The 23,280-nt window shown below is 48.8% G+C and carries 23 protein-coding genes; 15 read left to right on the plus strand and 8 right to left on the minus strand.

Going from position 1 to position 23,280, the window contains the following annotated elements; genetic code table 11:
* Positions 1-372, minus strand: coding sequence for a hypothetical protein (locus HI950_RS33445; protein ID WP_169091188.1), 372 nt, complete (start codon positions 370-372; stop codon positions 1-3).
* Between the two features lie 115 nt (positions 373-487).
* On the opposite strand from HI950_RS33445, the gene HI950_RS33450 reads away from it, so the two are divergent.
* From HI950_RS33450 to HI950_RS33485, 8 genes are all read left to right on the plus strand, one after another.
* Positions 488-1,321, plus strand: coding sequence for a YwmB family TATA-box binding protein (locus HI950_RS33450; protein ID WP_169091186.1), 834 nt, complete (start codon positions 488-490; stop codon positions 1,319-1,321).
* Positions 1,322-1,460: 139 nt separating this feature from the next.
* Complete coding sequence (gene zwf / locus HI950_RS33455) at positions 1,461-3,017, plus strand: glucose-6-phosphate dehydrogenase (protein ID WP_169091184.1); 1,557 nt, start codon at positions 1,461-1,463, stop codon at positions 3,015-3,017.
* Between the two features lie 39 nt (positions 3,018-3,056).
* Positions 3,057-4,643 carry a peptide chain release factor 3 gene (locus HI950_RS33460; protein ID WP_169091182.1) on the plus strand — a complete coding sequence of 529 codons (1,587 nt, stop codon included), beginning with the start codon at positions 3,057-3,059 and terminating at the stop codon, positions 4,641-4,643.
* A gap of 158 nt (positions 4,644-4,801) precedes the next feature.
* Positions 4,802-5,869 (plus strand): undecaprenyldiphospho-muramoylpentapeptide beta-N-acetylglucosaminyltransferase, encoded by a 1,068-nt coding sequence (locus HI950_RS33465; RefSeq protein ID WP_169091180.1) that lies wholly within the window; start codon positions 4,802-4,804, stop codon positions 5,867-5,869.
* Positions 5,870-6,078: 209 nt separating this feature from the next.
* Positions 6,079-7,113 carry a LacI family DNA-binding transcriptional regulator gene (locus HI950_RS33470; RefSeq protein WP_169091234.1) on the plus strand — a complete coding sequence of 345 codons (1,035 nt, stop codon included), beginning with the start codon at positions 6,079-6,081 and terminating at the stop codon, positions 7,111-7,113.
* A gap of 100 nt (positions 7,114-7,213) precedes the next feature.
* Positions 7,214-8,377 (plus strand): Gfo/Idh/MocA family protein, encoded by a 1,164-nt coding sequence (locus HI950_RS33475; RefSeq protein WP_169091178.1) that lies wholly within the window; start codon positions 7,214-7,216, stop codon positions 8,375-8,377.
* A 52-nt stretch (positions 8,378-8,429) separates the two neighbouring features.
* Positions 8,430-9,152: a ThuA domain-containing protein gene (locus tag HI950_RS33480; RefSeq protein ID WP_169091176.1), complete on the plus strand. Its 723-nt coding sequence runs from the start codon at positions 8,430-8,432 to the stop codon at positions 9,150-9,152.
* Positions 9,153-9,199: 47 nt separating this feature from the next.
* A complete protein-coding gene (locus HI950_RS33485; RefSeq protein ID WP_169091175.1) occupies positions 9,200-10,300 on the plus strand; it encodes a Gfo/Idh/MocA family protein in 1,101 nt (366 codons plus the stop codon).
* Between the two features lie 442 nt (positions 10,301-10,742).
* On the opposite strand, the gene HI950_RS36255 is transcribed toward HI950_RS33485, so the two are convergent.
* The 3 genes from HI950_RS36255 to HI950_RS33495 form a co-directional block, all read right to left on the minus strand.
* Positions 10,743-11,612, minus strand: a complete 870-nt coding sequence (locus HI950_RS36255) for a glycine betaine ABC transporter substrate-binding protein (protein WP_317618498.1) — start codon at positions 11,610-11,612, stop codon at positions 10,743-10,745.
* Between the two features lie 87 nt (positions 11,613-11,699).
* The gene (locus HI950_RS36260; RefSeq protein ID WP_169091173.1) at positions 11,700-12,536 is read right to left on the minus strand and encodes an ABC transporter permease; all 837 of its coding nucleotides are present in this window, start codon (positions 12,534-12,536) and stop codon (positions 11,700-11,702) included.
* Positions 12,523-13,731, minus strand: coding sequence for a quaternary amine ABC transporter ATP-binding protein (locus HI950_RS33495; protein WP_169091171.1), 1,209 nt, complete (start codon positions 13,729-13,731; stop codon positions 12,523-12,525). The genes HI950_RS36260 and HI950_RS33495 overlap by 14 nt, the downstream gene beginning before the upstream one ends.
* 240 nt (positions 13,732-13,971) lie before the next feature.
* Between HI950_RS33495 and HI950_RS33500 the strand changes: the two genes are divergently transcribed.
* From HI950_RS33500 to HI950_RS33510, 3 genes are all read left to right on the plus strand, one after another.
* A complete protein-coding gene (locus HI950_RS33500) occupies positions 13,972-14,529 on the plus strand; it encodes a GbsR/MarR family transcriptional regulator (RefSeq protein WP_169091169.1) in 558 nt (185 codons plus the stop codon).
* 315 nt (positions 14,530-14,844) lie between these two features.
* Positions 14,845-15,843 (plus strand): phosphotransferase enzyme family protein, encoded by a 999-nt coding sequence (locus HI950_RS33505; protein WP_169091167.1) that lies wholly within the window; start codon positions 14,845-14,847, stop codon positions 15,841-15,843.
* A 64-nt stretch (positions 15,844-15,907) separates the two neighbouring features.
* Positions 15,908-17,113 carry an alpha-D-ribose 1-methylphosphonate 5-triphosphate diphosphatase gene (locus tag HI950_RS33510; RefSeq protein ID WP_169091165.1) on the plus strand — a complete coding sequence of 402 codons (1,206 nt, stop codon included), beginning with the start codon at positions 15,908-15,910 and terminating at the stop codon, positions 17,111-17,113.
* Here the strand turns inward: HI950_RS33510 and sspI are convergent.
* Positions 17,107-17,340 carry a small acid-soluble spore protein SspI gene (sspI, locus tag HI950_RS33515; protein WP_169091163.1) on the minus strand — a complete coding sequence of 78 codons (234 nt, stop codon included), beginning with the start codon at positions 17,338-17,340 and terminating at the stop codon, positions 17,107-17,109. The genes HI950_RS33510 and sspI overlap by 7 nt on opposite strands.
* Positions 17,341-17,431: 91 nt before the next feature.
* Between sspI and HI950_RS33520 the strand changes: the two genes are divergently transcribed.
* Together HI950_RS33520 and HI950_RS33525 are read left to right on the plus strand one after the other, a co-directional pair.
* Entirely contained in the window at positions 17,432-18,142 is a 711-nt protein-coding gene (locus HI950_RS33520) for a potassium channel family protein (RefSeq protein WP_262985754.1), read from the plus strand.
* A gap of 8 nt (positions 18,143-18,150) precedes the next feature.
* A complete protein-coding gene (locus HI950_RS33525; protein WP_169091159.1) occupies positions 18,151-18,972 on the plus strand; it encodes a TrmH family RNA methyltransferase in 822 nt (273 codons plus the stop codon).
* A gap of 379 nt (positions 18,973-19,351) precedes the next feature.
* On the opposite strand, the gene HI950_RS33530 is transcribed toward HI950_RS33525, so the two are convergent.
* The 3 genes from HI950_RS33530 to HI950_RS33540 form a co-directional block, all read right to left on the minus strand.
* Complete coding sequence (locus HI950_RS33530; protein ID WP_169091230.1) at positions 19,352-19,810, minus strand: permease; 459 nt, start codon at positions 19,808-19,810, stop codon at positions 19,352-19,354.
* 198 nt (positions 19,811-20,008) lie between these two features.
* Positions 20,009-20,518, minus strand: coding sequence for a dihydrofolate reductase family protein (locus HI950_RS33535; RefSeq protein ID WP_169091157.1), 510 nt, complete (start codon positions 20,516-20,518; stop codon positions 20,009-20,011).
* A gap of 75 nt (positions 20,519-20,593) precedes the next feature.
* On the minus strand, positions 20,594-21,490 hold the full coding sequence (locus HI950_RS33540; protein WP_169091155.1) for an alpha/beta fold hydrolase: 897 nt from the start codon (positions 21,488-21,490) through the stop codon (positions 20,594-20,596).
* Positions 21,491-21,747: 257 nt separating this feature from the next.
* Here HI950_RS33540 and HI950_RS33545 point away from each other — a divergent pair, with 257 nt between their 5' ends.
* Both HI950_RS33545 and HI950_RS33550 read left to right on the plus strand, forming a co-directional pair.
* Positions 21,748-22,089 carry a winged helix-turn-helix transcriptional regulator gene (locus tag HI950_RS33545; protein ID WP_169091153.1) on the plus strand — a complete coding sequence of 114 codons (342 nt, stop codon included), beginning with the start codon at positions 21,748-21,750 and terminating at the stop codon, positions 22,087-22,089.
* A gap of 322 nt (positions 22,090-22,411) precedes the next feature.
* Positions 22,412-23,280 (plus strand): OmpL47-type beta-barrel domain-containing protein (locus tag HI950_RS33550; RefSeq protein WP_411268186.1); only part of this gene is annotated, 869 nt, incomplete at its 3' end.

Genomic DNA, 23,280 nt, shown 5'->3' on the forward strand with positions numbered 1-23,280 from the left:
TTACAGCAGCAGAAATAGGAATGCGATTAGCGCTAAATCAAGAGCCAACGCTCCGCCCCAAGGATAATAAGGCTGCGGTCCATAGTAATAGGGATCATAAGGATAGGATTGCGTCTGCGCGGCGGACTGTCCAGATGATTTATGAGCGCCTTCTGTTTTACCTTTAACACCTTTTTTCTTTTTTGAAACCTGTGGCAGTGCTTGTGTCACGCTCGCTTCTGTGCCTCCTGCACCTGCGTTAAGCTGCACTTTACCGCCCCCACAGGAGCTAAGTATGCCTACATGACGAGTGCCGTCATTCATAACCACGCAAACCGGATATCCGCAAAACTGATTAACGACTTCCTCATTCAGCGGAAAAATACGTTCCATTCGCTTGAAACACCTCCAGAAAAGTACGAAGATCAATCCTGCAACCAGTGTATTCACCTACAGGCAAACGTGTATGGATGTTTACCCAATCGGAAGATGACAGGAGCGAAAAATCATGTACATTCCGGCAAAACCGACCCCCAAAAAGCATCGGCTGTCTGCAAAACAGCGTGCGAAGCAAACGAAGGCTGGCATCATGCTTGCCCTGCTCGTCCTATTGGTAAGCGCGTCATGGGCGATGTGGCAAGCGGACCGGGCACCAAGGGAGAAAACCTCTGCGGAACAAATTCTTCAGCATGATTTGCAGTCGCTTTGGGAGTGGAGCGACGGTCAGCTTAGAAGCGGCTCAGAAGGAGCGGTCTGGAGCATCAGATGGAATGTGACGGGTAAAGCAGGCTCGATGAAGGAGCTTGTACAGAAGCTTTTTGTAGATGAGAAAGGGAATGCGAGCAGTAGAGTTGAGCATAATGAAGGAAAAACGGTCACGGGCGCCTTTTCAGCATTCGGAGGCAATCTATCTATTAGTCTCGTCAAGGCTGACAGCCGCAGCGAGGAGCTTATGGTTTTGCTTGATACAAGCGGTTCACAACCGATGGAACAACAATTGCTGCTTCAAGCGACGGCTGACATTTCGGAGCGGCTTGCGCTTCTCTCTCCCGCATTTACAAGCAGTATGAAGGTTCAAGGACATGCGCTGCATGAGCAGACGATCCCGCGGATAACGAGGCTAACAGACGCAAGGTCGGTGGACCGTTATGAGGATGGTGGAACGATCAGCGAAACCTTTTATACCCGTATGCTTCGCTCTGCAATTGCTGTCGAAAACGGGAAATCTGCGAATTTTCAAGTCGCTTTGCATAAGGATACAAATTCCAATAATACCGAATTAACGATCGGAATACCTGTCATTACAGGAGAATACAGCGTTTTCAAGGCGGAAAGCCCATAGGGATGCGATCCGAATTAGAATAAGTAACGTATCTTATCAGTATTTTTTATGACATGTTGAATAGCGAATTAAAGAACTATATGCTAAACTACATATCATGTGAAACTGTATAAAAATACATATGGAAAGAATGAGGCAAATGACATATACGAATAATCTAGATTCCGTCTCCGCAGAAGGCGCAGTTTATTATCTGTTCGGAGCAACGGGCGATTTGGCTCGGCGCAAGCTGTTCCCAGCCCTGTTCAGTTTATATAAAGAAGGTAAGCTATCCGAAAACTTTGCCGTGGTGGGTCTAGCGAGACGCCCGCGGACAAATGAGCAATTCCGTGCGGACTTGTATGAATCCATCGTAGAATTTTGTCGTTACAAAGCGGACGATGCCGAGCTTTGGAATCGTTTTGCAGAGCATTTCGTCTACATGTCGCTTGATATCAACGATGTGGAAGGCTTCCGCGAGCTTAGCAAATTGTCCGCGCAGCTGGATGTGAAGTTTAACATCCCAGGCAATCGCCTATTCTATTTGGCCCTTGCGCCATCGCTTTTTGGCCCGGTTTCCTTCAACCTTCGCGACGGCGGCTTGCTGGAGTCAAGCGGCTGGCACCGCGTCGTAATCGAGAAGCCTTTCGGTTACGATCTGCCATCTGCACAGAAGCTGAATGAGCAAATTAATCAAGTTTTCAGAGAAGAAGAGATTTATCGCATCGACCATTACCTTGGCAAAGAAATGGTTCAAAATATTCAAGTTATTCGTTTTGCTAATGCATTTTTTGAGCCATTGTGGAATAATAACCATATTGCGAACGTTCAAATTACGCTATCCGAAACCGTTGGCGTAGAGGATCGCGGTGGCTATTATGACAAATCGGGAGCGCTTCGCGACATGGGCCAAAACCACATGCTGCAAATGCTTACGATGATTGCCATGGAGCCGCCTAGCCGCCTGCACGGCGAAGATATTCGCGATGAGAAGGTTAAGGTGCTTCGCTCGCTGCGCAACTATCGCTCGAGTGAAGAAGTGCGCTCGAACGTTGTCCGCGGTCAATATAGCGAAGGCAGCCATCACGGCAAGGAGCTTCCCGGCTATCGCCAAGAGGATTCAGTTGGCGAGGATTCCACAACGGAAACCTATTTTGCTGCTAAAGTATTTGTCGATAATTTCCGCTGGGCAGGCGTGCCTTTCTATATTAGAACAGGCAAGCGTCTTCCGGTAAAAACGACTGAAATCGTAATCGAATTCAAATCGATGCCGCAAAATGTATTGTTCGCTCAGCGTCATGATTTGGCGCCGAATCTGCTCGTCATTCGCGTAAACCCGCTTGAGGGCATATATATTAAAGTAAACGCAAAAACGCCGGGCGAGAACAATTCGGTACAACCGGTAGCGATGGAGTTTTGCCAAAGCTGCCAAATTGGCTTGAATACGCCGGAAGCGTACGAGCGTCTCATTCATGATGCAGCACGCGGCGATTCAACATACTTTACGCGTTGGGACGAGGTTTCTCAAGCCTGGGCTTTCGTGGATCGCATCGCGCAGGCTTGGCGCGAAGAGAAAAGTGATTTGAAGCTATATCCAGCTGGATCTTGGGGTCCAGACGCAGCGAATCAGCTGCTTGGAGAAGATGGCTTTCATTGGTGGCCGGTTAACGGCCAAGAGGAAGATAACGTCATTTGGGTGTCGAACAGCGGAAAATAACCGCTGCCGTATACCTTACGTAATGAAGGGAAGGCAAGCATGAGCCAATCGTTAAGCGAAGAAATTAGACAGGAAGTAGATAAACGCCGCACGTTCGCGATTATATCTCACCCTGATGCAGGGAAAACAACCCTCACTGAGAAGCTCCTCCTATTCGGAGGAGCCATTCGGCTTGCAGGGTCAGTCAAGGCGCGCAAAGCGAGCCGTCACGCCACATCCGACTGGATGGAAATTGAGAAGCAGCGGGGAATCTCGGTAACGTCCAGCGTTATGCAGTTCGATTATTTGGGTCACCGCGTCAACATTCTCGATACGCCTGGTCACCAAGATTTCAGTGAGGACACTTACCGTACGCTTACCGCAGCCGACAGCGCCGTCATGCTTATCGACGTCGCCAAAGGTGTGGAGGCACAGACGATCAAGCTGTTCCAGGTTTGCCGCAAGCGCGGCATTCCTATCTTTACATTCATCAACAAGCTGGACCGCGAAGGGCAAAGCCCATTCGAATTAATGGAGGAGCTGGAGCGGGTGCTTGGCATTCGCGCAGTGCCTATGAACTGGCCGATCGGCATGGGGCGCGAGCTTTGCGGCGTTTATGACCGGATGAAAACGCAGGTTGAGCTGTTCCAAGGCAATGACCATTCAACGATTGAAGTTCGTCCCGTGAGCGACTATAACGATCCGGTGATCCGTGAGATGGCAGGCGATTATTTGACCGATCAGCTTATCGGAGATCTGGAGCTGCTTGACGTCGCAGGCGACCAATTCGACTTCGAGAAGGTGCAAGCCGGCGAGCTGACGCCTCTCTTCTTCGGAAGCGCGGTGAACAACTTCGGCGTGCAGACGTTTCTTGAGAACTTCCTGCAGCTGGCTCCTAAGCCGACTCCGCGCAATAGCACGACGGGCCAAGTTGAACCGACGAATGAGAAATTCACCGGTTATGTGTTCAAAATTCAAGCCAATATGAATCCGGCGCATCGCGACCGTATTGCTTTCCTCCGTATTTGCTCCGGCAAATTCGAGAGAGGCATGAGCGTTCGTCATGTTCGTAACGGCAAAGATATCAAGCTGGCGCAGCCGCAGCAATTTCTAGCGCAGGACCGCGACATTGTGGATACGGCTTATCCAGGGGACATTATCGGATTGTTTGATCCAGGCATTTTCCGAATCGGCGATTCCTTGTCCCAGGGCGGAGAAGTCGTGTTCGATGAGCTGCCAACGTTCTCGCCGGAAATTTTCGCTAAAGTGACCGTCAAAAACGCACTGAAGCATAAGCAATACCAGAAGGGCATCGATCAGCTTACAGAGGAAGGCACCATTCAGGTGTTTCATTCCACGGGCAACTTCGACGAGACGATTCTCGGCGTTGTCGGTCATTTGCAATTCGAGGTATTCGAGCATCGGATGAAGGCGGAGTACGGCGTAGATATTCAGCTGCATCGCATGCAGTTCCAATTTGCGCGTTGGATCGTGGACGATAACATCGACCCAAGCAAATTCCGTATCAACACAACGCTCGTGAAAGACAAGAAGGGCAATTACGTCGTCTTGTTTGAGAACGAATATGCGATGCGTACGGCAATTGACAAAAACCCGACATCTAAGTTTCTGGAAACCGCGCCTTAAGGATAAGGATATAGGAAAGAAGAACGCATCCTCAGCCAATGGCGCAGCAGCGCTTGCAGCTGGGGATGCTTTTGTTTCCAATGGCATGATTTACAGTGCTAAAACAAATCTTTACCCGTATAATAAATGGATAAAAAATGATAGGTGGCTAGTCATTCATGAAAACAATCATGTTCACCGGGGGAGGCTCAGCCGGACACGTTACCGTTAATTTGGCCTTGATCCCGCGATTTTTGGAAGAGGGCTGGTCAGTCCAATATATAGGATCGGAAAACGGTATCGAGCGGCAGCTTATCGCTACGATTCCGCAGGTCAAATATTTTCCGATATCGACCGGCAAGCTGAGAAGGTACATGGACATTCAGAACGTCAAGGACCCTTTTAAGGTGGTAAAAGGTCTTTATCAGGCTTATCGAATCATTAAGAGAAATAAACCGAATGTCATTTTCTCCAAAGGCGGCTTTGTATCGGTTCCGGTCGTAATCGGCGCGTGGTTAAATAAGGTTCCGCTGCTTATTCATGAATCGGATTTAACGCCAGGGCTCGCCAATCGGCTGTCGATTCCGTTTGCTACCGGCGTGTGCACAACCTTTCCCGAGACGGGAAGCATGCTAAAGGCTGACAAGAGCCGGCATGTAGGAGCGGTCATACGCGAGGAAGTGAAGCAGGGCAATGCCGATCGCGGCAGAGCTTTCTGCGGATTTACGAGGAGCAAGCCGGTTATTCTGATCATGGGCGGAAGTTTGGGCGCGCGTAAAATCAACCAGGCCGTAAGGCAATCGTTAACCGCGCTTACAAAGCAATTCCAAGTCGTACACCTATGCGGCAAAAATCAAGTTGATCCCGCTATCGATATGCCTGGCTACAAGCAATTCGAATATGTGAATGAGCAATTGCCGGATGTAATTGCGATGACGGATCTTGTCATTTCCCGTGCAGGCTCTAACTCCATTTTTGAGTTTCTGTCCCTGAGGAAGCCGATGCTGCTCATTCCTCTTACGAAGGAGCAGAGCAGGGGCGACCAAATTTTAAATGCGCAATCTTTTGAAAAATCAGGTTATGCCGACGTTTTGTATGAAGAGAAGCTGACAGCGACCACGTTGACGGAGAATGTTGAACGTCTGTACGACAATCGCAAGGCGTTTATCGATAGAATGAACATGAGTGAGGAAGCGAATGCTTTAGCAGCCGTTTTCGAGTGGATTAATGAGATTGCCAAGCGGTAATCTAACTTATAAGCGAATAGAATGCCATAATAAGGCGATCCCGAGCGCGGCTTCAAGCGTTCTGGATCGTTTTTTTATTTGCTTACATGTTTCTGGAAAAAACGATCAATAAGTTTATTGACGATGAAACGTTTTCATGACATAATGTACGCGTGTACATTAATTGAATTTCAACTTAGCATACGAACTAGCCACTCGGGAGGAAAACGATTATTAGCAGGAAAGAAGTAGCGAAGCTGGCAGGCGTCTCGGAGGCGACTGTATCCAGAGTGTTGAACAATGTTGGCCCTATGAAAGAGGATACGCGCGAGCGGGTGCTGCAGGCTGCTGCTGAGCTCGGGTACGTCCCGAATGCGCTCGCGCAGCAATTTGCCAGGAGGAAGAGCGGGAATATCGGCGTTGTGCTTCCGTTCGTGCCGAAGGTTCACTTATTTTCCACTTACTATTTCTCGGAAATTTTAAGCGGAATCGGCGAGACGGCAAAGCAATGCGGCTATGACCTGCTGCTAATCTTCCGGGAGCCGGATGGGGCGAGGGATTACGCAAAGCTTTTTCGGACGCAAAAGATCGATGCTTGTATCGTGTTGGGCTCCCAAGACGTACCCGAAGAACGAGCAGCGCTGGCGGAGCTGAAGGCAGGATGCTTTCCCTTCTGTCTTGTGAACCAGCGGTATGACGAGGAGCCGTACAGAACCGTTGATGCCGATCATGTAGCGGGCAGTAAAGCAGCTGTGAAGCATTTGATCGAGCAAGGCAGCCGCAGCATTGCGTTCGTAAACGGCCCGAAGCAGTATTCTAATAGTGCCGATAGGCTGGAAGGCTATAAGGAAGCACTGGAGGAGGCAGCTATTGCGTATGTGCCGGAGCGTGTCTATGTTGGCAACTACAGCCGCAAGAGCGGCTATGAGCTTGCGGGGCAGCTGGCGGAGCAGATTCGATCCGGCAGCATCGATGCGGTATTTGGCGCCAATGATCGGATGGCTATCGGGCTAATGCAGGGCTTGCGGGAGCATGAGCTAGAGGCAGGCCGGCATTACGCACTAGTCGGGTATGACGATTCAGACGGCTCGCGTATCATTAGTCCGCGTCTGTCGACGGTGTCCGTTCCTTTTTATGAAATGGGCAAGCTTGCAGCCGCAAGGCTGCTTGATCCGAAGCAAAGCAGCGAAGAAGCGGAAGCGGGATGTGATGTGCTTCCTGTCAGCTTGATTCAAAGGGAAACCTCTCACATCAAAAATAATTAAACAATAATTCGCATTGCAGAATGATAATCCTAACGCGAAACGCTAGCTTAAAGCCAGCTTGTGGCGCTAGCCGTTTACGCATACCGAGAGGCGGGTTTCAATGGATAAAGTAAGAGTTGGTATGGTCGGCTATAAATTTATGGGCAAAGCGCACAGCAATGCTTATCGCGCGCTTCCGATGTTTTTTCCAAATTCGATAAAACCGGAGATGACGGCAATTTGCGGCCGTGATCCAGAAGGACTTGAGCAAGCACGGACGCAGTTCGGCTGGGAGAGCTCGGAAACCGATTGGAAGGAGCTCGTTAAGCGCGATGACATCGACTTGATCGATATTAATGCGCCAAGCGACGCACATAAGGCAATTGCGCTCGCCGCGGCAGCTGCAGGAAAGCATCTGTTCTGTGAGAAGCCGCTGGCGCTGACGCTTGAGGATTCGCGCGAAATGCTTGAAGCGGCGGAGAAGGCTGGCGTGAAGCATATGGTTGGCTTTAACTACCGCTTCGCACCTGCCATTCAGCTAGCGAAGAACCTGGTTTCGGATGGACGTATCGGTGAAATATATCATTTCCGCGCCGTTTTCCTTCAAGATTGGATCATTGATCCGAGCTTCCCGCTCGTGTGGCGCCTTCAGAAGGAAATTGCAGGCTCAGGCTCCCATGGCGACTTAGGGGCACATTTGATTGATATGGCACGCTTCCTTGTTGGTGAATTTGACGAAGTTATTGGTATGAACGAGACGTTCATTAAGGAGCGGCCGATCGCTTCTGCCATGACAGGCCTAAGCGCCAAAGGGAGCGAAGACGGTCCTCGCGGCCCGGTTACAGTTGATGATGCGACATTGTTCATGACTCGTTTTGCGAATGGGGCGCTCGGCAGCTTCGAGGCTACTCGCTTCGCGGCTGGCCATCGCTGCACGAACGCTTTTGAAATTAACGGCAGCAAGGGGAGCATCAAGTTTGATTTTGAGCGGATGAATGAGCTTCAGGTTTATTTTGCCGATGATGCCGAGGATGTTCAGGGCTTCCGCCGCGTGCTTGCTACTGATCCAGCGCATGCTTACATGGATGCCTGGTGGCCTGCGGGACATACAATCGGCTACGAGCATACGTTCACGCACGAGGTGCATGAGCTGATGCAAGCGTTCGCCGAGGATCGCCAGCCGGTGCCAAACTTTGTAGACGGCGTGAAATGCCAAGAGGTGCTCGAGGCGGTTGATCGCTCCATTGCGGAGCGCCGCTGGGTTGCTATAAGCGAATTATCATAAGTTAAGTAAAAGTAATGAATCGAGATGAGCATGGGAGAGGCAGGGAGCGTTAATGAAAAAAGCTTTGATCGTATGGGGCGGCTGGGATGGGCATCAGCCTAAGGAAGTAGCTGAAATATTCCGCGAGGTGCTCGCTGCGGATGACTTTGAAGTTGAGGTGTCTGATACGCTTGAGGCGTTTGCGGACGCGGAGAAGCTGCTAGGTCTCGATCTAATCGTTCCGGTATGGACGATGGCTCGTATCGAGCAGCAGCTCGTTAATAACGTATCAGCGGCTGTTCAAAGCGGTGTAGGCCTCGCTGGCTGCCACGGCGGCATGTGCGATGCGTTTCGCGAGAACGTGGACTGGCAGTTTATGACCGGAGGCCAATGGGTTGCGCATCCGGGCAATGACGGCGTTGAATATACGGTAAATATAAATAATTCATCAAGTCCGCTTACGGAGGGCATCGACGATTTTGTCGTTAGCTCCGAGCAATATTATTTGCATGTGGACCCTGCAGTCGAAGTGCTCGCCACTACTCGTTTTCCGCTAACGCCGGGCCCTCACTCGCTCAATAAGGCGGTGGATATGCCGGTCGTATGGACGAAGCGCTGGGGAGTAGGACGTGTTTATTATAACTCGCTTGGGCATCAAGCGAATATTATGGATATTCCAACCGTTAAGGAGCTTATGAGACGCGGTTTTCTATGGTGCGCGGAAGGCAAGGCTAAAGCATTGGCGGCGGGTACTGGAGCTTCGACATATAGCGGAATGGCAGATAATCAGCTTTAATAGGCAATGATAAAATTTATAAGATATGGGACGAGGGATGGGCGAAAATGGACAAAATTAAAGCAGGCATTATTGGAACGGGTAATATTAGCGGCATTTATTTTGAAAATGGCAATCGCTTCGATGCGCTTCAGGTAGTCGCTTGCGCGGATTTGGACGTTGAACGGGCGAGAGCGAAGGGCGAGGAGTTTGGCGTTCGCGGCTGTTCGGTGGAGGAGCTTCTGGCTGATCCGGATATTCAAATGATTATTAATCTGACCATTCCTCAGGCGCATGCATCGGTTTGCTTGCAGGCACTAGAGGCAGGCAAGCATGTATATGTAGAGAAGCCCTTTGCCGTAACCCGTGAAGAAGCGCAGCAAGTACTCGAGCTTGCAGCTAGAAAAGGGCTTTATGTCGGAAGCGCGCCGGATACGTTCCTTGGCGGCGGCATTCAGACGAGCATCAAGCTGCTGGAGGATGGCTGGATTGGCACTCCTATCGGCGCAACAGCGTTCATGGTTGGCGGCGGACACGAATCCTGGCATCCGGCTCCCGAATTCTATTACCAAAAGGGCGGCGGCCCGATGTTTGATATGGGCCCTTATTATTTAACCGCGCTAGTTGCGCTGCTTGGGCCAATTACCCGCGTAACCGGCTCGGCACGCATCTCCTATCCGGAGAGAACGATAACAAGCAAGCCGAAATACGGACAGCAAGTAAAGGTAGAAGTGCCGACTCATATCGCAGGCGTAATGGATTTTGCATCCGGCCCGATCGGAACGCTGCTGACAAGCTTTGACGTGAAGGGCGGCTCTACGCTGCCACGTATCGAAGTATACGGCAGTGCAGGCACGCTGCTCGTTCCAGACCCGAACGGCTTCGGCGGCCAAATCAAAATTTGGCGGGCAGGCTCGAACGAATGGTCGGATATTCCGCTTGCTTATGGCTTTACAGAAAATGCTCGCGGCGTTGGCGCTGCCGATATGGCCAAAGCGATTCAAACCGGACGCAAGCACCGCGCGAACGGCGAGCTTGCCTATCATGTGCTTGAAGCGATGCATGGCTTCCATGACGCTTCGGAGCAAGGCGTACATTATGTGATGAAGAGCACCTGTGAGCGTCCGGCGCCGCTGCCGCTTGGCTTGCAGCCGTATTGTTTAGATTAAAGGATTTTGTGGGGCTGGCTTGGAAGGTCTATAATGGCCATTCGAGTCAGCCTCATCTTTTTATGGTCGTAAGAGTAGAACATAGATCTAGCAAGTAGATCTATTTTTATCGAATGAACCCGATATACGGAATAAGTCTAGAAAATAGACGTAAGGAAGTTCATTCCTCCCCGAAGTGGCATCGTAAGGAGCATCCCGGCAAAAATAGATCTACAAAATAGATCTATTTTCCTCAAATCAGAACAATTCGTAGAAATAAGTCTAGAAAGTAGACCTAAGCTAATTCATCCTCTGTATCATATCTCCGTAAAAGACAGAATGCCCTCCACTACTAAAAAGAAAGCATTTTCGAATAAGGCTTCAGTTGATAAAAACAGTATGGTAACATGCGGCTGCAAAAAAAAAGCAGAGCGGGGTCCGCTCCGCTCTGCTTTCATTTACATTATGCTTTAATCCAAGCCTCTACTTTATCTGCATTTTGCTCAACCCATGCTTTGGCTGCTGCTTCAGGCGATTCGCCTTCTTGAATTTTAATCATGACAGCTGCCATATCGTCTGGCGTCCAGTTGAACTGATCAAGGAAGGTGAATGCTTCCGGCTGATCTTCCTTAAGGCCTTTACGCGCAATCGTGTGAATTTGCTCGTCTCCGCCGTATACATTTTTAGGATCCGCCAAATATTTGAGATCCATCTTGGCGAACATCCAGTGCGGGGTCCAGCCTGTAACCACAATCGGCTCCTTGTTCGCATAAGCCTTCTCAAGCTGCTGCGTCATCGCTGCGGAGGAGCTTTCGAGCAGCTTCCATTTATCACGCAGCTTATATTCATCCATTACTTTCTCTGTCGACATCATAAGACCAGCACCCGGCTCAATGCCGATAATCGTATGGTCTACCGTTTCGCCAACCACATCGGTCAGCTCCTCAATGCTGTTAACGTCCATATATTGCGGAACGACCAGACCGATTTTGGTTCCTTCTAGGTTTGGTCCAAGATCCTCATATTTGCCGTTATATTTCGAAACGTAAGATGCATGCGTCGTTGGCAGCCAAGCTGCTACCATAGCATCCGCGCTGCCATCGGAAATACCGGCCCACATTGGACCCGCATCTACCTGCATCAGCTCAACGTCGTAGTTAAGCTTTTGCTCAAGCACTTCTTTAACGACATAGGTGCTTGCAATTTCGGAATCCCAAGCGACATAGGCAAGCGTCACTTTTTTGTTGCTGTTTCCGCTTGAAGCGGAACACCCTGCTACCAGTGCAAATGCCATAACAGCTGCTGCAATAATACTCATTTTTTTGAATTTCAAAAAATCACTCCTTAAAGTTTGCGCAGCAAGCGAGCTGTGAATCCGTAAACTCACACTGTTGCTGCGTGTTTTATTTATTAAAACAATTTAGGTCGTTTTGCTTTTGCGAATGACCTGCTGCGTCAAGCGATCCAAAATGATCGCTAATATGACGATGGCAAGGCCCGCCTCAAAGCCTACACCGGTATTACCCTGCGTAACCGCGCGATAGACGTAAGCACCCACGCCTTGTGCTCCGATCATGGAGGCGATTACGACCATCGAGAGTGAAAGCATGATCGTCTGATTGATCCCAGCCATAATGGTCGGCATAGCGATGGGAAGCTGAAGCTTAAACAGCTTCTGCGTTGGCGTTGAGCCAAAGGCATCGGCAGCTTCCACTAATTCTTCCGGCACTTGGCGTATGCCGAGATTCGTTAAACGAATCGTTGGCGGAATCGCGAAAATGATCGATGAGATGACGCCTGGAACGACCCCAAGTGAGAAGAAGGTTACAGCTGGCAGCAAGTAAACGAAGGCTGGCATCGTCTGCATGAAATCGAGCACCGGCGTAACGATTTTTTGAATGGTGGCGTTGCGAGCGCACAGTATGCCTACTGGAACGCCGATCAACACCGATATGAAGGCGGCTGTCAAAACGAGCGCAAGCGTCTGCATCGTTTGGCTCCATAAGCCGAGATTTTCGATAATGAGCAGCCCAACAAGTGTAAATAATGCCATTTTCCACTTGCCAATATACCAAGCTACAAGAGTGAATATAATAATAAGGACTAGTGCTGGAAACCAGTTGAGCGCAGTATCCAGCCCGTTTACGGTTTCCCCAACTACGGTACGGATTAGTTGAAAAAATGGATCCAAGTGAGCTTCAAGCCATGACTCGAACCATTCGATCCAATCGGCTAGCGGAATTTTAGGCAGATTCATTGCGATCACCAGCCTCTAATACGGAATTTCCGGCTAATGCGGCCAGAACTGCACCTTTGATGACGATGCCCTTCAGGCGTCCTTTATCATCAATAATGGATACGGGAAATTTCGAATTGCTCATTAATTCAAACAATTCATTAAGCAGCGTGTCCGGGTGGGCGGAAGGTGCTTCGCGCTCCATTGCTTCCTCAAGCCTCAAGCCGTTTTTAATTGCGTTTGCTGCGTCCTCAGCCGTAATAACGCCTAGCAGCTGCATGCCTTTATCAACGACGTAGAGACTCGATACGCCGCGGTCTCTCATAAATTGCAAAGCTACGCGCGGGCCCTTCTCGATCGTGATCGTCTCGGGTTTAACCATAACATGCGATGCTGTAAATACTTTGGAGAGATCGACATCCTCGACGAAGCGCTCCACATATTTGTTGGCGGGCTGCATCAGTATTTCCTCTGGCGACCCGATTTGAACGATGCTGCCGTCCTTCATTAAAGCGATTTGATCGCCGATTCGGAGCGCCTCGTTCAAGTCATGCGTAATGAATACGATCGTTTTTTTCATTTTGGATTGGAGCTCGAGCAGTTCGTCCTGCATATCCTTCCGAATAAGCGGATCGAGCGCGCTGAACGCTTCGTCCATGAGCAGAACGTCGGGATCGTTGGCAAGCCCTCTTGCAAGCCCGACACGCTGCTGCATGCCGCCGCTTAATTGGTCAGGATAGCTGTTCTCCCAGCCCTTCAAGCCAACAAGCTCCAGCGAATTCATCGCCATTTCTCTGCGTTTCTTCTTGTCGATGCCCTGCACCTCTAGCCCGTATTCAATATTTTGAATGACGGTACGATGCGGAAACAGCGCGAATTTTTGGAAAACCATGCCTACATTTTTTCTTCTAAACTGCCTCAGCTGCTCTGGAGACATGCGAAGCACATCCGTTCCATTAAACAGCACTTGGCCGAGTGTAGGCTCGATTAATCGGTTTAGCAGACGCACAAGTGTTGACTTGCCGCTGCCGGACAAGCCCATAATAACAAAAATTTGTCCTGCTTCAATCGAGAAACTAGCTTGGTTGACCCCAACCGTAAGCTTCGTTTCTGCAAAAATCTTATCTTTAGACCATCCTTTATCCAGCAGCGGGATCGCCTTTTTCGGATCGGCTCCGAAAATTTTGGTTAGCCTCTTGGCTTCTATAATCGCCATGTTGTGCCCCCTTGTGGAATATTTCGACTTCCATAAGTTTAGTTGGTTATCATTGTAAAGGTCAAAAGGCGTGAGTCTCCGTATACTTTGTACAGTTATAACTTTACGTACTTTACATACGGTATACTCCTGATAACTCCCTTTTTCAACCCAAAAGCTTTCTTTACATATGGACAACCATTTGATTACAATAATTGATGTAGGAATGATAGGGGGAAGACACTCCTCGGGAGGAACGACATGAAAGAACTTGCAGCATTATCAGAAGAGCAGCTCACAAAGCTGCAAAATACGCGTCGCCGTGTGATTGAATCAATTGGAGAAAACATGGATTTGTACGGCATCACGTTATCGATTGGTCATTTATACGGGAATATGTACTTTAATCGTGAGCCGGTTACGCTGGATGAGATGAGTCAGACGATGGGCATGAGCAAGACGTCGATGAGTACGGGTATGCGTACGCTGCATGATTTGAAGATGATAAATAAAGTATGGGGCAAGGGCTCTAGAAAAGATTTGTATGAGGTCGAACCGAACTGGCATCAAAATTTCACCGATTTCTTCTCTATTAAATGGAGGAAGGCTGCCGAGCAGAACATGAGCGCGTTAAAACGTTCCATGAAGGAAATCGATGCTTTGAAGCAGCAGTATGAAGGCGATCAAGCTTTTCTTGAGGTGCTCGAAAATGATACGCAGAAGATTGACGAGGCATTAAAGTACTATAGATGGCTGGATCGTTTAATCGATTCCTTTGAGAGCGGGGAAATCTATAACTTTATCCCGCAAGAAGAATAAACAATAGGGAACTATTTACAATTGTTTGCTTCGTAGGCTATACTGTGACTATCAAATACCGAAGGGAGTGAGCAAAATACGATGATGAACGTCAACCGGAATACAGTCGTTAAACATTCATTTCGTTGCCCCTCACTCCTAAGGTCGGAAATCCGATGACAGCGGGATAAAATGAGGTTTAGGCGCAATGTGCCTAGACCTTTATTTTGTTTTGCTGCAAAGCCGCGGGAGCGCTCTTTCCTGCGGCTTTTTTTGCTGTTCTGAGCAAAGTGCAGGGGCAACCGTTTTAGCCAAAAAAAACGGAGGTTTTGCCTAATGATGAAGTTGAGCACAATGAGAACCGTATTGGATACGGTAGACAGCGGCTGGAGATGCCCGCTTGCGGATCGGATTTTGGAGCGCTGGGGATATGATGAGGGAACGGTGTTTTTCTGGCGGGCCAGCGCTAATTTTGTATTTATTTTTCGGCGGGAGGGCCGTCAATTTTACCTTCGCTTTAATGAGACCTCGGAAAGGCAGCTGAACTTGATTCAATCGGAGCTTGAAGTGGTTCGCTATCTAGGCAAGAAGCCGCTCAGGACGGCGCAGCCGATCATGTCGCTGAATGGGCAATATATCGAGACGGTTGAAAGTGAGCTAGGAACCTATCATGCCGTCGTATTCGAAGCGATGCCCGGCGAGCATCTTGAGCTTGAGGAGCTGGATGAGAAGCAGTTCTATGATTGGGGAAGCGCATTAGGACGGCTGCATGGGCACATGAAGGAGGCACCTGAGATGCTGACAGCCTGCCGTCCAAGCTGGAATGAGCTGTTAGAGCAGGCTCGGAATGAACTGCCTGAACAGGAGAGAGCGGCTAAGCTGGAGCTGGAGCGCTGCACATTGCTCGCCGAGCGGCTGCCTAAGGATAAGAGCAATTATGGACTGATCCATTATGATTTTGAGCTGGACAATCATCGGTGGAAGGATGGAGAAATCGGAATCCTTGATTTTGACGACAGCTGTGTGCATTGGTATGCGGCTGATATCGCATACGCGCTTGGGGATCTAGCGGAGGATGGAATTGATTTGAACGATAGTCGCGTGGCGGCATTCATTAACGGATACAAGCAGGAGACAGAGCTGGATGAGGTGCTGCTGGAAGAGCTGAGGCTTTTTGAGCGGATCGACGAGCTTATCGGTTTTGTAAAGCTGCTGCGCTCGGTCGGAGAGCTTTCGCCTTCCGATGTGGGGGAGAGGCTGGATAGCTTAAGGACGAAGCTGATCGGTATGATTGATGCAAGCAGACAGGCGTTTGAGGCAAGTGCGGGAGGATGATTTTGAGGAGCGGATTATGGTAAGCTTACTACTATAACTAAAGGGTAAGGGGACGACATAATCGATGAATGATCGTTTGAGTGCTGGCTTGAAGCCCATAATCGTTACGAATGGAAAGGTCGTATTGCCGGATCAAATGGTGGAGGCTGCAGTAGCGGTAGTTGATGGACGAGTTGATGCCATTCTTACAAGCGAAGCGGCTGTTCATCATTGGATTCAACAGCATGCTGACTATATATTAATTGATGCGGACCAGAATTACGTGCTGCCAGGTCTAATCGACATTCATTGCGATGCGATCGAGAAGGAAATACAGCCTAGGCCGAATACGCTATTTCCGCTAGATATGGCATTGCTGGAGTTCGAGCGGAAGCTGCCGTTGCACGGTATTACAACGATGTATCACTCCTTATCGCTTGGCGTTGGGTTAAGCTTGCGCGGCGATCATCTGCTCACCGGAATGGTTGAGCATATCAACAGCTATCGAAGCAAGCGATCCATTATTCGCAACCGGATTCATCTTCGATTCGAGGTATCGCATTTGGCTGGCATGCCCATCGTCGAGCGTTACTTAAATGAAAATGCGATTGACTACTTGTCCTTTATGGACCATTCGCCAGGGCAGGGACAATACCGCGAGCCTGGCTCATTCGAGCGTTACGTGATGAAAAACCAAGGTGTAGGCGTGGAAGAGGTTCGAGCCATAGTTGAGGATTTGGTTAAGCGAAGGCAGCTTGTTAATGGCGAGCATTTGCTGGAGCTCAGCAAGCTAGCCGCACAGCGCGGCATTGCGATTGCGTCGCATGATGACGATTCGATTCAGAAGGTTGAAGAGTCGGCTGGCTACGGCGTTTCCGTTTGTGAATTTCCGATTAATTTGGAGACCGCTAAGCATGCTGCAGAGCGTGGTCTAAGGGTTTGCGTAGGAGCGCCGAATGTCGTCAGAGGAGCTTCGCATGATAAAAACCTGCGGGCAGTCGATGCGATTAGCGTGGGCGCTGCCGACATTTTATGCTCGGATTATCATCCTTCCTCGATGCTGGCGGCCGTATTTAAGCTAGCTGATGAAGGGATTGCTGCTTTGCCGGACGCGGTACGGATGGCATCGCTGCATCCAGCGCAGGCGTTAGGCGCTGGCAGCGAGCTGGGTTCCATTGAGCTCGGCAAAGCAGCTGATCTTATTATTGTGGATCGTTATGATGGCCTTCCTTGGGTAACGAATACAATCGTCGGAGGCCAAGTCGTTTATACATCTGCTGTTCGTTATTGAGACGGATTGGCGTTTTCAGCATGATGAAGATGCTTGTACAGGGAGTCAACCATTTGATTGTGCTCCTGCTCTGAGGATTGCTGCCAAATCATCTCGAACAGAACACCAAGCCCAGGCAATGTACGCTCATCGGCGCCAATGGAATCTTCAATGACTTCGGAGAGCTCCTGTGCTGAATTGTCCTGGACACGTCTTACGATCGCTTGACGCAAATCAATAACTTCCATGCTAAATAACCTCCTGCGGCATTCGGATTTACTTATTTACTATGTCCATCGCTTGCTGCTTTCATCCGAATGTGCAAGCTATGGTATACTGATGAGACGACTACAGCAATCATCCTGTAAGGAGGATTTTGTAAAGATGGCGAAGAAACAATACGCGGTAATTGGAATGGGGCGTTTTGGCTCCAGCGTTGCAAAAGCATTGACCGAGATGGGCTTTGAGGTGCTCGCAATCGACTCAAACGAGCAGCGCATCCAAGAGGTTGTCAATACGGTTACACATGCAGTCTCTGCGGATTCCACAGATGAGGATGCGCTTCGGGCGCTTGGCATACGAAATTTTGACGTCGTTGTCGTAGCGATCGGACAAGACATTCAATCCAGCATTTTGACGACGCTCATTCTGAAGGATTTAGGCGTCAAGACGCTGATCGTCAAAGCGCAAAACGAGCTGCATGGCAAGGTTGTACACAAAATCGGTGCCGATAAGGTGATTTTCCCTGAGCGGGATATGGGCTTGCGCGTCGCGCATCATCTTGTATCGCCCAACATTCTAGACTACATCGAGATTTCGGACGACTACAGTATCATTGAAATTAAAGCGCCCAGTCGCATGATCGGACAAAGCTTGAAGCAGCTTGATATAAGAGCAAAGCATAAATGCAACGTTATGGCTATCAAAACGGGTTCTACGATGAACATTGCTCCTTATGCGGATGATTTAATCGGCAAGGATGATATCCTTGTTATCGTGGGCAAAAACTCAGATTTGTCAAATTTAGAAATCGCTTATTCGGAAGGTTAAATCTAACTATGAATGAACATTTTGATCCACTGGTTTCTTCCCTGCAAAATGAAAAGGTTAAGCAGTGGGCGTCGCTGCTCGACAAAAAATACCGTGATCGAAGCGGCCAATTTCTAATCGAAGGCGTTCATCTTGTGCTGGAAGCATTGAAGGGAAATGCTAAAGTGACAACGATCGTCTACGATACAGAACGCGGCATTCCAGCGGAGTTGATGAAGGAGCGGGAAACAAACGATTCGTCCGCAACGCTCGGATTGGAATGGATACAAGGGTCACGGGCGGTTATGTCAAAATGCACGGGGACGGACACGCCTCCTCCCGTTTTTGCCATTTTGTCGAAACCTTCACCAGATAAAGCAGCTTTATTTCATAAAAATAGCCTCGTCGTCGTACTGGACGGCGTACGCGATCCAGGCAATGCAGGCACGATCATTCGCAGCGCCGATGCCGTTGGAGCGGATGCCGTTATATTAGGCAAAGGCTGCGTCGATCTCTACAATCCGAAGACTGTTAGGTCGACGATGGGCTCCTTGTTTCATTTGCCGATCATTGAAGCGGATTTAAAGGTGCTGCTCCCCGAGGCAAAAGCAAAAGGCATTAAGCTGATCGGAACGAGCCTGCAGGCAAAGCATACTTGCTACGGCTACGACTGGACGCACTCGACTTGGCTGCTTATGGGCAATGAATCCGAAGGATTGTCGCCAGCGGTAAGCGAGCTCGTTGACGAGTCAGTCATCATTCCGATGGTCGGTCAAGCGGAGTCGCTTAATGTAGCGATGGCGGCGACGGTGCTGCTATATGAGTGCTTGAGGCAGAGGGATTTTAACTAATTACGAATGCTTGTTTGTTATGTAGTTATAATTTATTTTGGCACATTAAAGTCAGTCCTGGTAGTCAAGAAAACCTTGATTTATCGGGACTTTTTTGTCCTTACTATTGTGAGAATGTTATTAGGCAGTCTAATCGATATTGAATCTGGGAAAAGCAAACCTTCAATTGAAACAGTTATTTCCATACAGAAGGTGTTTGTTGGGTTTTCTGAAAATTTGAAAGAAATAAGGGAGATACTAAATATAGGTTAAGCTTAGAACAAGTCCACAAAGAAGTGGGCTTGTTTCTTTTCAGTACGCTAAGTTTGATTATTCTAGTAAAAGTGGACAAAACTGAAAGCCGATAGATTGCTATCGGCTCTTCTCAGATTTACAACCATTACAGCAGGCTTACTGCAGGAAGCGTGATCAGCAATGCGGCTGCAGGTCCTGAGTTTACTCCAAGGGAAAGAAAAGATTGTATGATCGGAATCTCGGCTGCTGTCGGAATAACGACAAGCGTCCCGATGATTGCAAAAAGAATGATGGCGATGATGCCTGCATTCATCCAAGTAGGGAACATATTGTTTTGTAAGGCTCCAAGAATGAAAACGGAAATGACGTATGCCGGAATGACTTGAAGAAGCATTTTCACAAAACTATTTATCCACCGTACCCATATAGAATGATGTTCTTTTGAAGGGGAATTCGGTGGAGATGAAACCAAATCGTTTACTCTGCTCGGCTTTGCAAATCGATTTGCTACGAGGCTAATTCCGAATGTAACAAGGAGACAGAAAACGACGCGTAAAACGGTAAATTTCCATGATAGTAAAACACTGGCAGCAGAAAAACAGATGAACTAGTTGCTTCCATTGTAACGGCAACAAATACGGATGATGCAATGATCAAGATTAAACAGATTGTAAATGAAATTTTGAATTCTGAGACTATTCCCAAGTAGAGCATGGGAGCTGCCGCGGCAGCTCCTTTTTTACATCTTCACAATATAACGGATTTAATACAGTTGTTTGGTGTGATCTATCTGGCTGCCGTTTTAATGACCAATCGCATAGTGCAATTGAACAACTCCGCTGCCGAGTGATTTGAAGTTCAACAATTCCACTTCCTTGTACTGGTACTTCTCCGTGTCAATCAATAGATTGAGTCCCTTCCCTTCTAGTACCGGTGCGACATTGAATATGAGCTCGTCAACAAGACCTTGACCTAGAAAAGCATTATGAAGGTCCGCGCCCCCCGAGATGAGAGCGGTTTGATGGCCTTTATTCTGCAGGTATCTCAAGGCTTCGAGCGGAGAGGCGGCAACCGTCACGCCTGGGATTTCTTTCACGCTTGCCGAAACGACGACGATATCCATGCTGGCAAAAGCACCTCCGCCGCCGCTTGCCTGCATCCCTTCAAACGTACGTCTTCCGACAATGAAATTACCAGCTACGTGAGCATGTGCCGCAAAATCGTCTAGCGCTTCCTTTTTTGGGGGGTGATTCGGGCTTGATTGCGCGTAATTTCCATTACCTGTTAGTGTTGCCCATAGAATTGTTTTCATTGGATAGCCTCCTAGTAGTGGATGGAGATTGGTTTAATAATTTAATGAATTGCCAAAACAACCGGTGATTATAGTTCAGCCTAGCTTCTTTGATTGCAATGATGTCCGTTCAAGGACTCTGCGGACGGATGCGATCACCCGGTCCGGCCGATCTTCCTGCACGTAGTGGGAGGCATCATCTAACGACTCTGTTTCGTTCAATTTCAAATAACCCTGCCATTTAACGATCTCTTCGGGTGGAAAGCCCGCGCTATCCTTCATCCCCCACAGAATCTGTGCTGGCACATTAGATAGAACCGGCAGTTTCGCCTCGATTTCCGCGAGCCACGGACGCGCCTTTCGGATCTGCCTTGGGAATACCCATGTTGGTTTACGAGATTTTGGGGTAGGGAATGGATCGGTGTAGGCTTTTCTCAAGATATCCGTGATTTTCTCGGATTGGTAGATCCCATGCGGGACAATTTTCTTGGCGAAGAAGTTTCGCCTTGTCTGCAGCCAATATCCGAAGGGCCATCCGCCCATGGCAAACGAAAATAGCTTCATCGCAGGGAGAGTAGTAGGCCATGCCCAGGTATTCATCACGACAATTCCGCGCAGGTTCTGACGGTGACTGACGGCGTAGTTGAATCCGATCGGACCTCCCCAATCTTGGACTACCAGTACGAAGTCCTTGAGATCCAGTCGCCGAATGAATTCGGTGACAGCCTCAGAATGCTCCTTCGGCGTATAGCTATAATCGGTAGGAGCTTGTGACATTCCGAGTCCCGGGTAATCCAATGCAATCAGACGGCATTCGCCGCTCAATTCTTTAATGACGTTCCGGTAAAGATACGACCAGGTGGGGTTTCCGTGCAGGAGAAGAATGACAGGCCCCTGCCCCTCGTCAACGTAATGAATCATGCCATCGCGATAAGGCATCCAGTGGTCCTTGAACGGATACTCCGATGCATCTACATCAAAGGGTCTTTGCATTTATGCCTCCAATCTGCTACTTGTTTCAAGCTTAAATCGTAAATGGTAATCTGAATACTCAGATTATTGATGTGATTCTAAGTCCTGTTAATTTCGATGAGCGTCTCGGTTGCACGTGCCACTCAGGGGTTGATATCGATATGAAGTGGAATTTTGTGTTCCGGCTCTTCAATAAGACTACAATACTGTGGTATATTTGAAAAGTAGTTACAATAAAGTGCAATAGTTTCATAAAATGAACTATGGAGGAAACGCCATTGTTGGATCGCTCTTGTATCGAAGCCATTGATCCTTTGCTGGAAATCTTGGATGGTAAGTGGACCCTTCCTCTTCTGTTAGAGTTGTTTGTCGGCACCAAGCGATTTGGAGATCTGCGGCGAAGTTTACACCCGATTAGCCCGAAGACGTTAACGGATCGACTGAGGGTTCTGGAGGAAAAGGGGATTATAACGCGCACGCAGTACCCCGGTGTGCCCCTGCACGTCGAATATGAGCTAACTGAGCGAGGGTGGAATCTGCAGCCTATTTTTGCGGCTATGTGGGCATGGGTTCAGGAAAATGGCTTAAGTTCCGAGCGTGGGGCGGAAGAGATGGCATAGACGTGAATGTAACAGAAGCACGGGAGCGCATGCGGTTGGGAGCGGAACTAATGATTGGCACAATTAGATACTTAAGAAAGTTGCATATGCTCACTCAAGTTTTTTGCTAAATAACGCAATAAAAGGCCACCTTCTTGTGAAGGTGGCCTTTTAATTAACACTTGATGAATTAACTATCCTAACGTACACGTAAAACCCCACTTTGTCCATTCGTGACGCGAGTGCCATTCGCCGAATGAGGCTAAGGATACCGATAGTTTAAACTCCTCAGTACCATTCAGTTTTCTTACGAATACTCGCTTATTCGCAGGGTTTCGCCCAGTTGGTAAGGAACGTTGCGGATGTAGGTGCATGGGGATTTGGTGACGCCAACGGCATTAAGAAGGTCATTTTTGCCAATCGGACCATGAACCCTGCCAAGGTTTCCATACCGGGGTGGGATCTCAAAACAAATTGGGTATATGGGGGCTCTGATCCTTTGCCCGCGTTTCTAACGAACCCGAATGCGAGTTGGTTGGACGCGCCACAAGTTAATCCATTACCTGAGACACCTGCTTCCGTTTTCTCTGGAGAGATCCAATTAAAGCCTTACTCGATGACGATTGTGGACATTACAAATGTTGCTGCACCAGTCACGACCGCTACCATGTCTCCGGCACAACCAGATGGGCAAAACGGTTGGTACGTAAATCCGGTAACGGTAACATTGACCGCCAATGATCATGTATTGAGTATGGAGAAGACGGAGTATAGTCTGGATAACGGGACTAGGTGGCATCCTTATACGGCACCCGTGACGTTTGATCAGAGCGGCAATTATGACATTAAGTATCGATCGACCGATAAAGCGGGGAATGTTGAACCTGACAACCTTGTTAGTTTTAAAATAAATATGGCAGCCGCAGTCGTTAAGCTGCAAGACAGCAGGGGGAATCCGATAAGCGGTGGAATCGTTAAATACTACGATGGCGGATGGAAGGATTTTGGGGTAACCGACGCTTTTGGATTGATTAGCAAGGACTTGCCTGATAAAGTATACACATTTAGCATGACATACGAAGGAACATACTTGGAAATAACACAGAATCCAGGGGCTAGTCCTACCGTTATGTTTCAGACGGTGAACACGACGGTACAGCTGAAGGACAGCTCGGGGAACCCGCTCGACGGAGGAACGGTGAAATATTACGC

The organism is Paenibacillus sp. PL91 (genome assembly GCF_012935325.2).
GTDB lineage: Bacteria > Bacillota > Bacilli > Paenibacillales > Paenibacillaceae > Pristimantibacillus.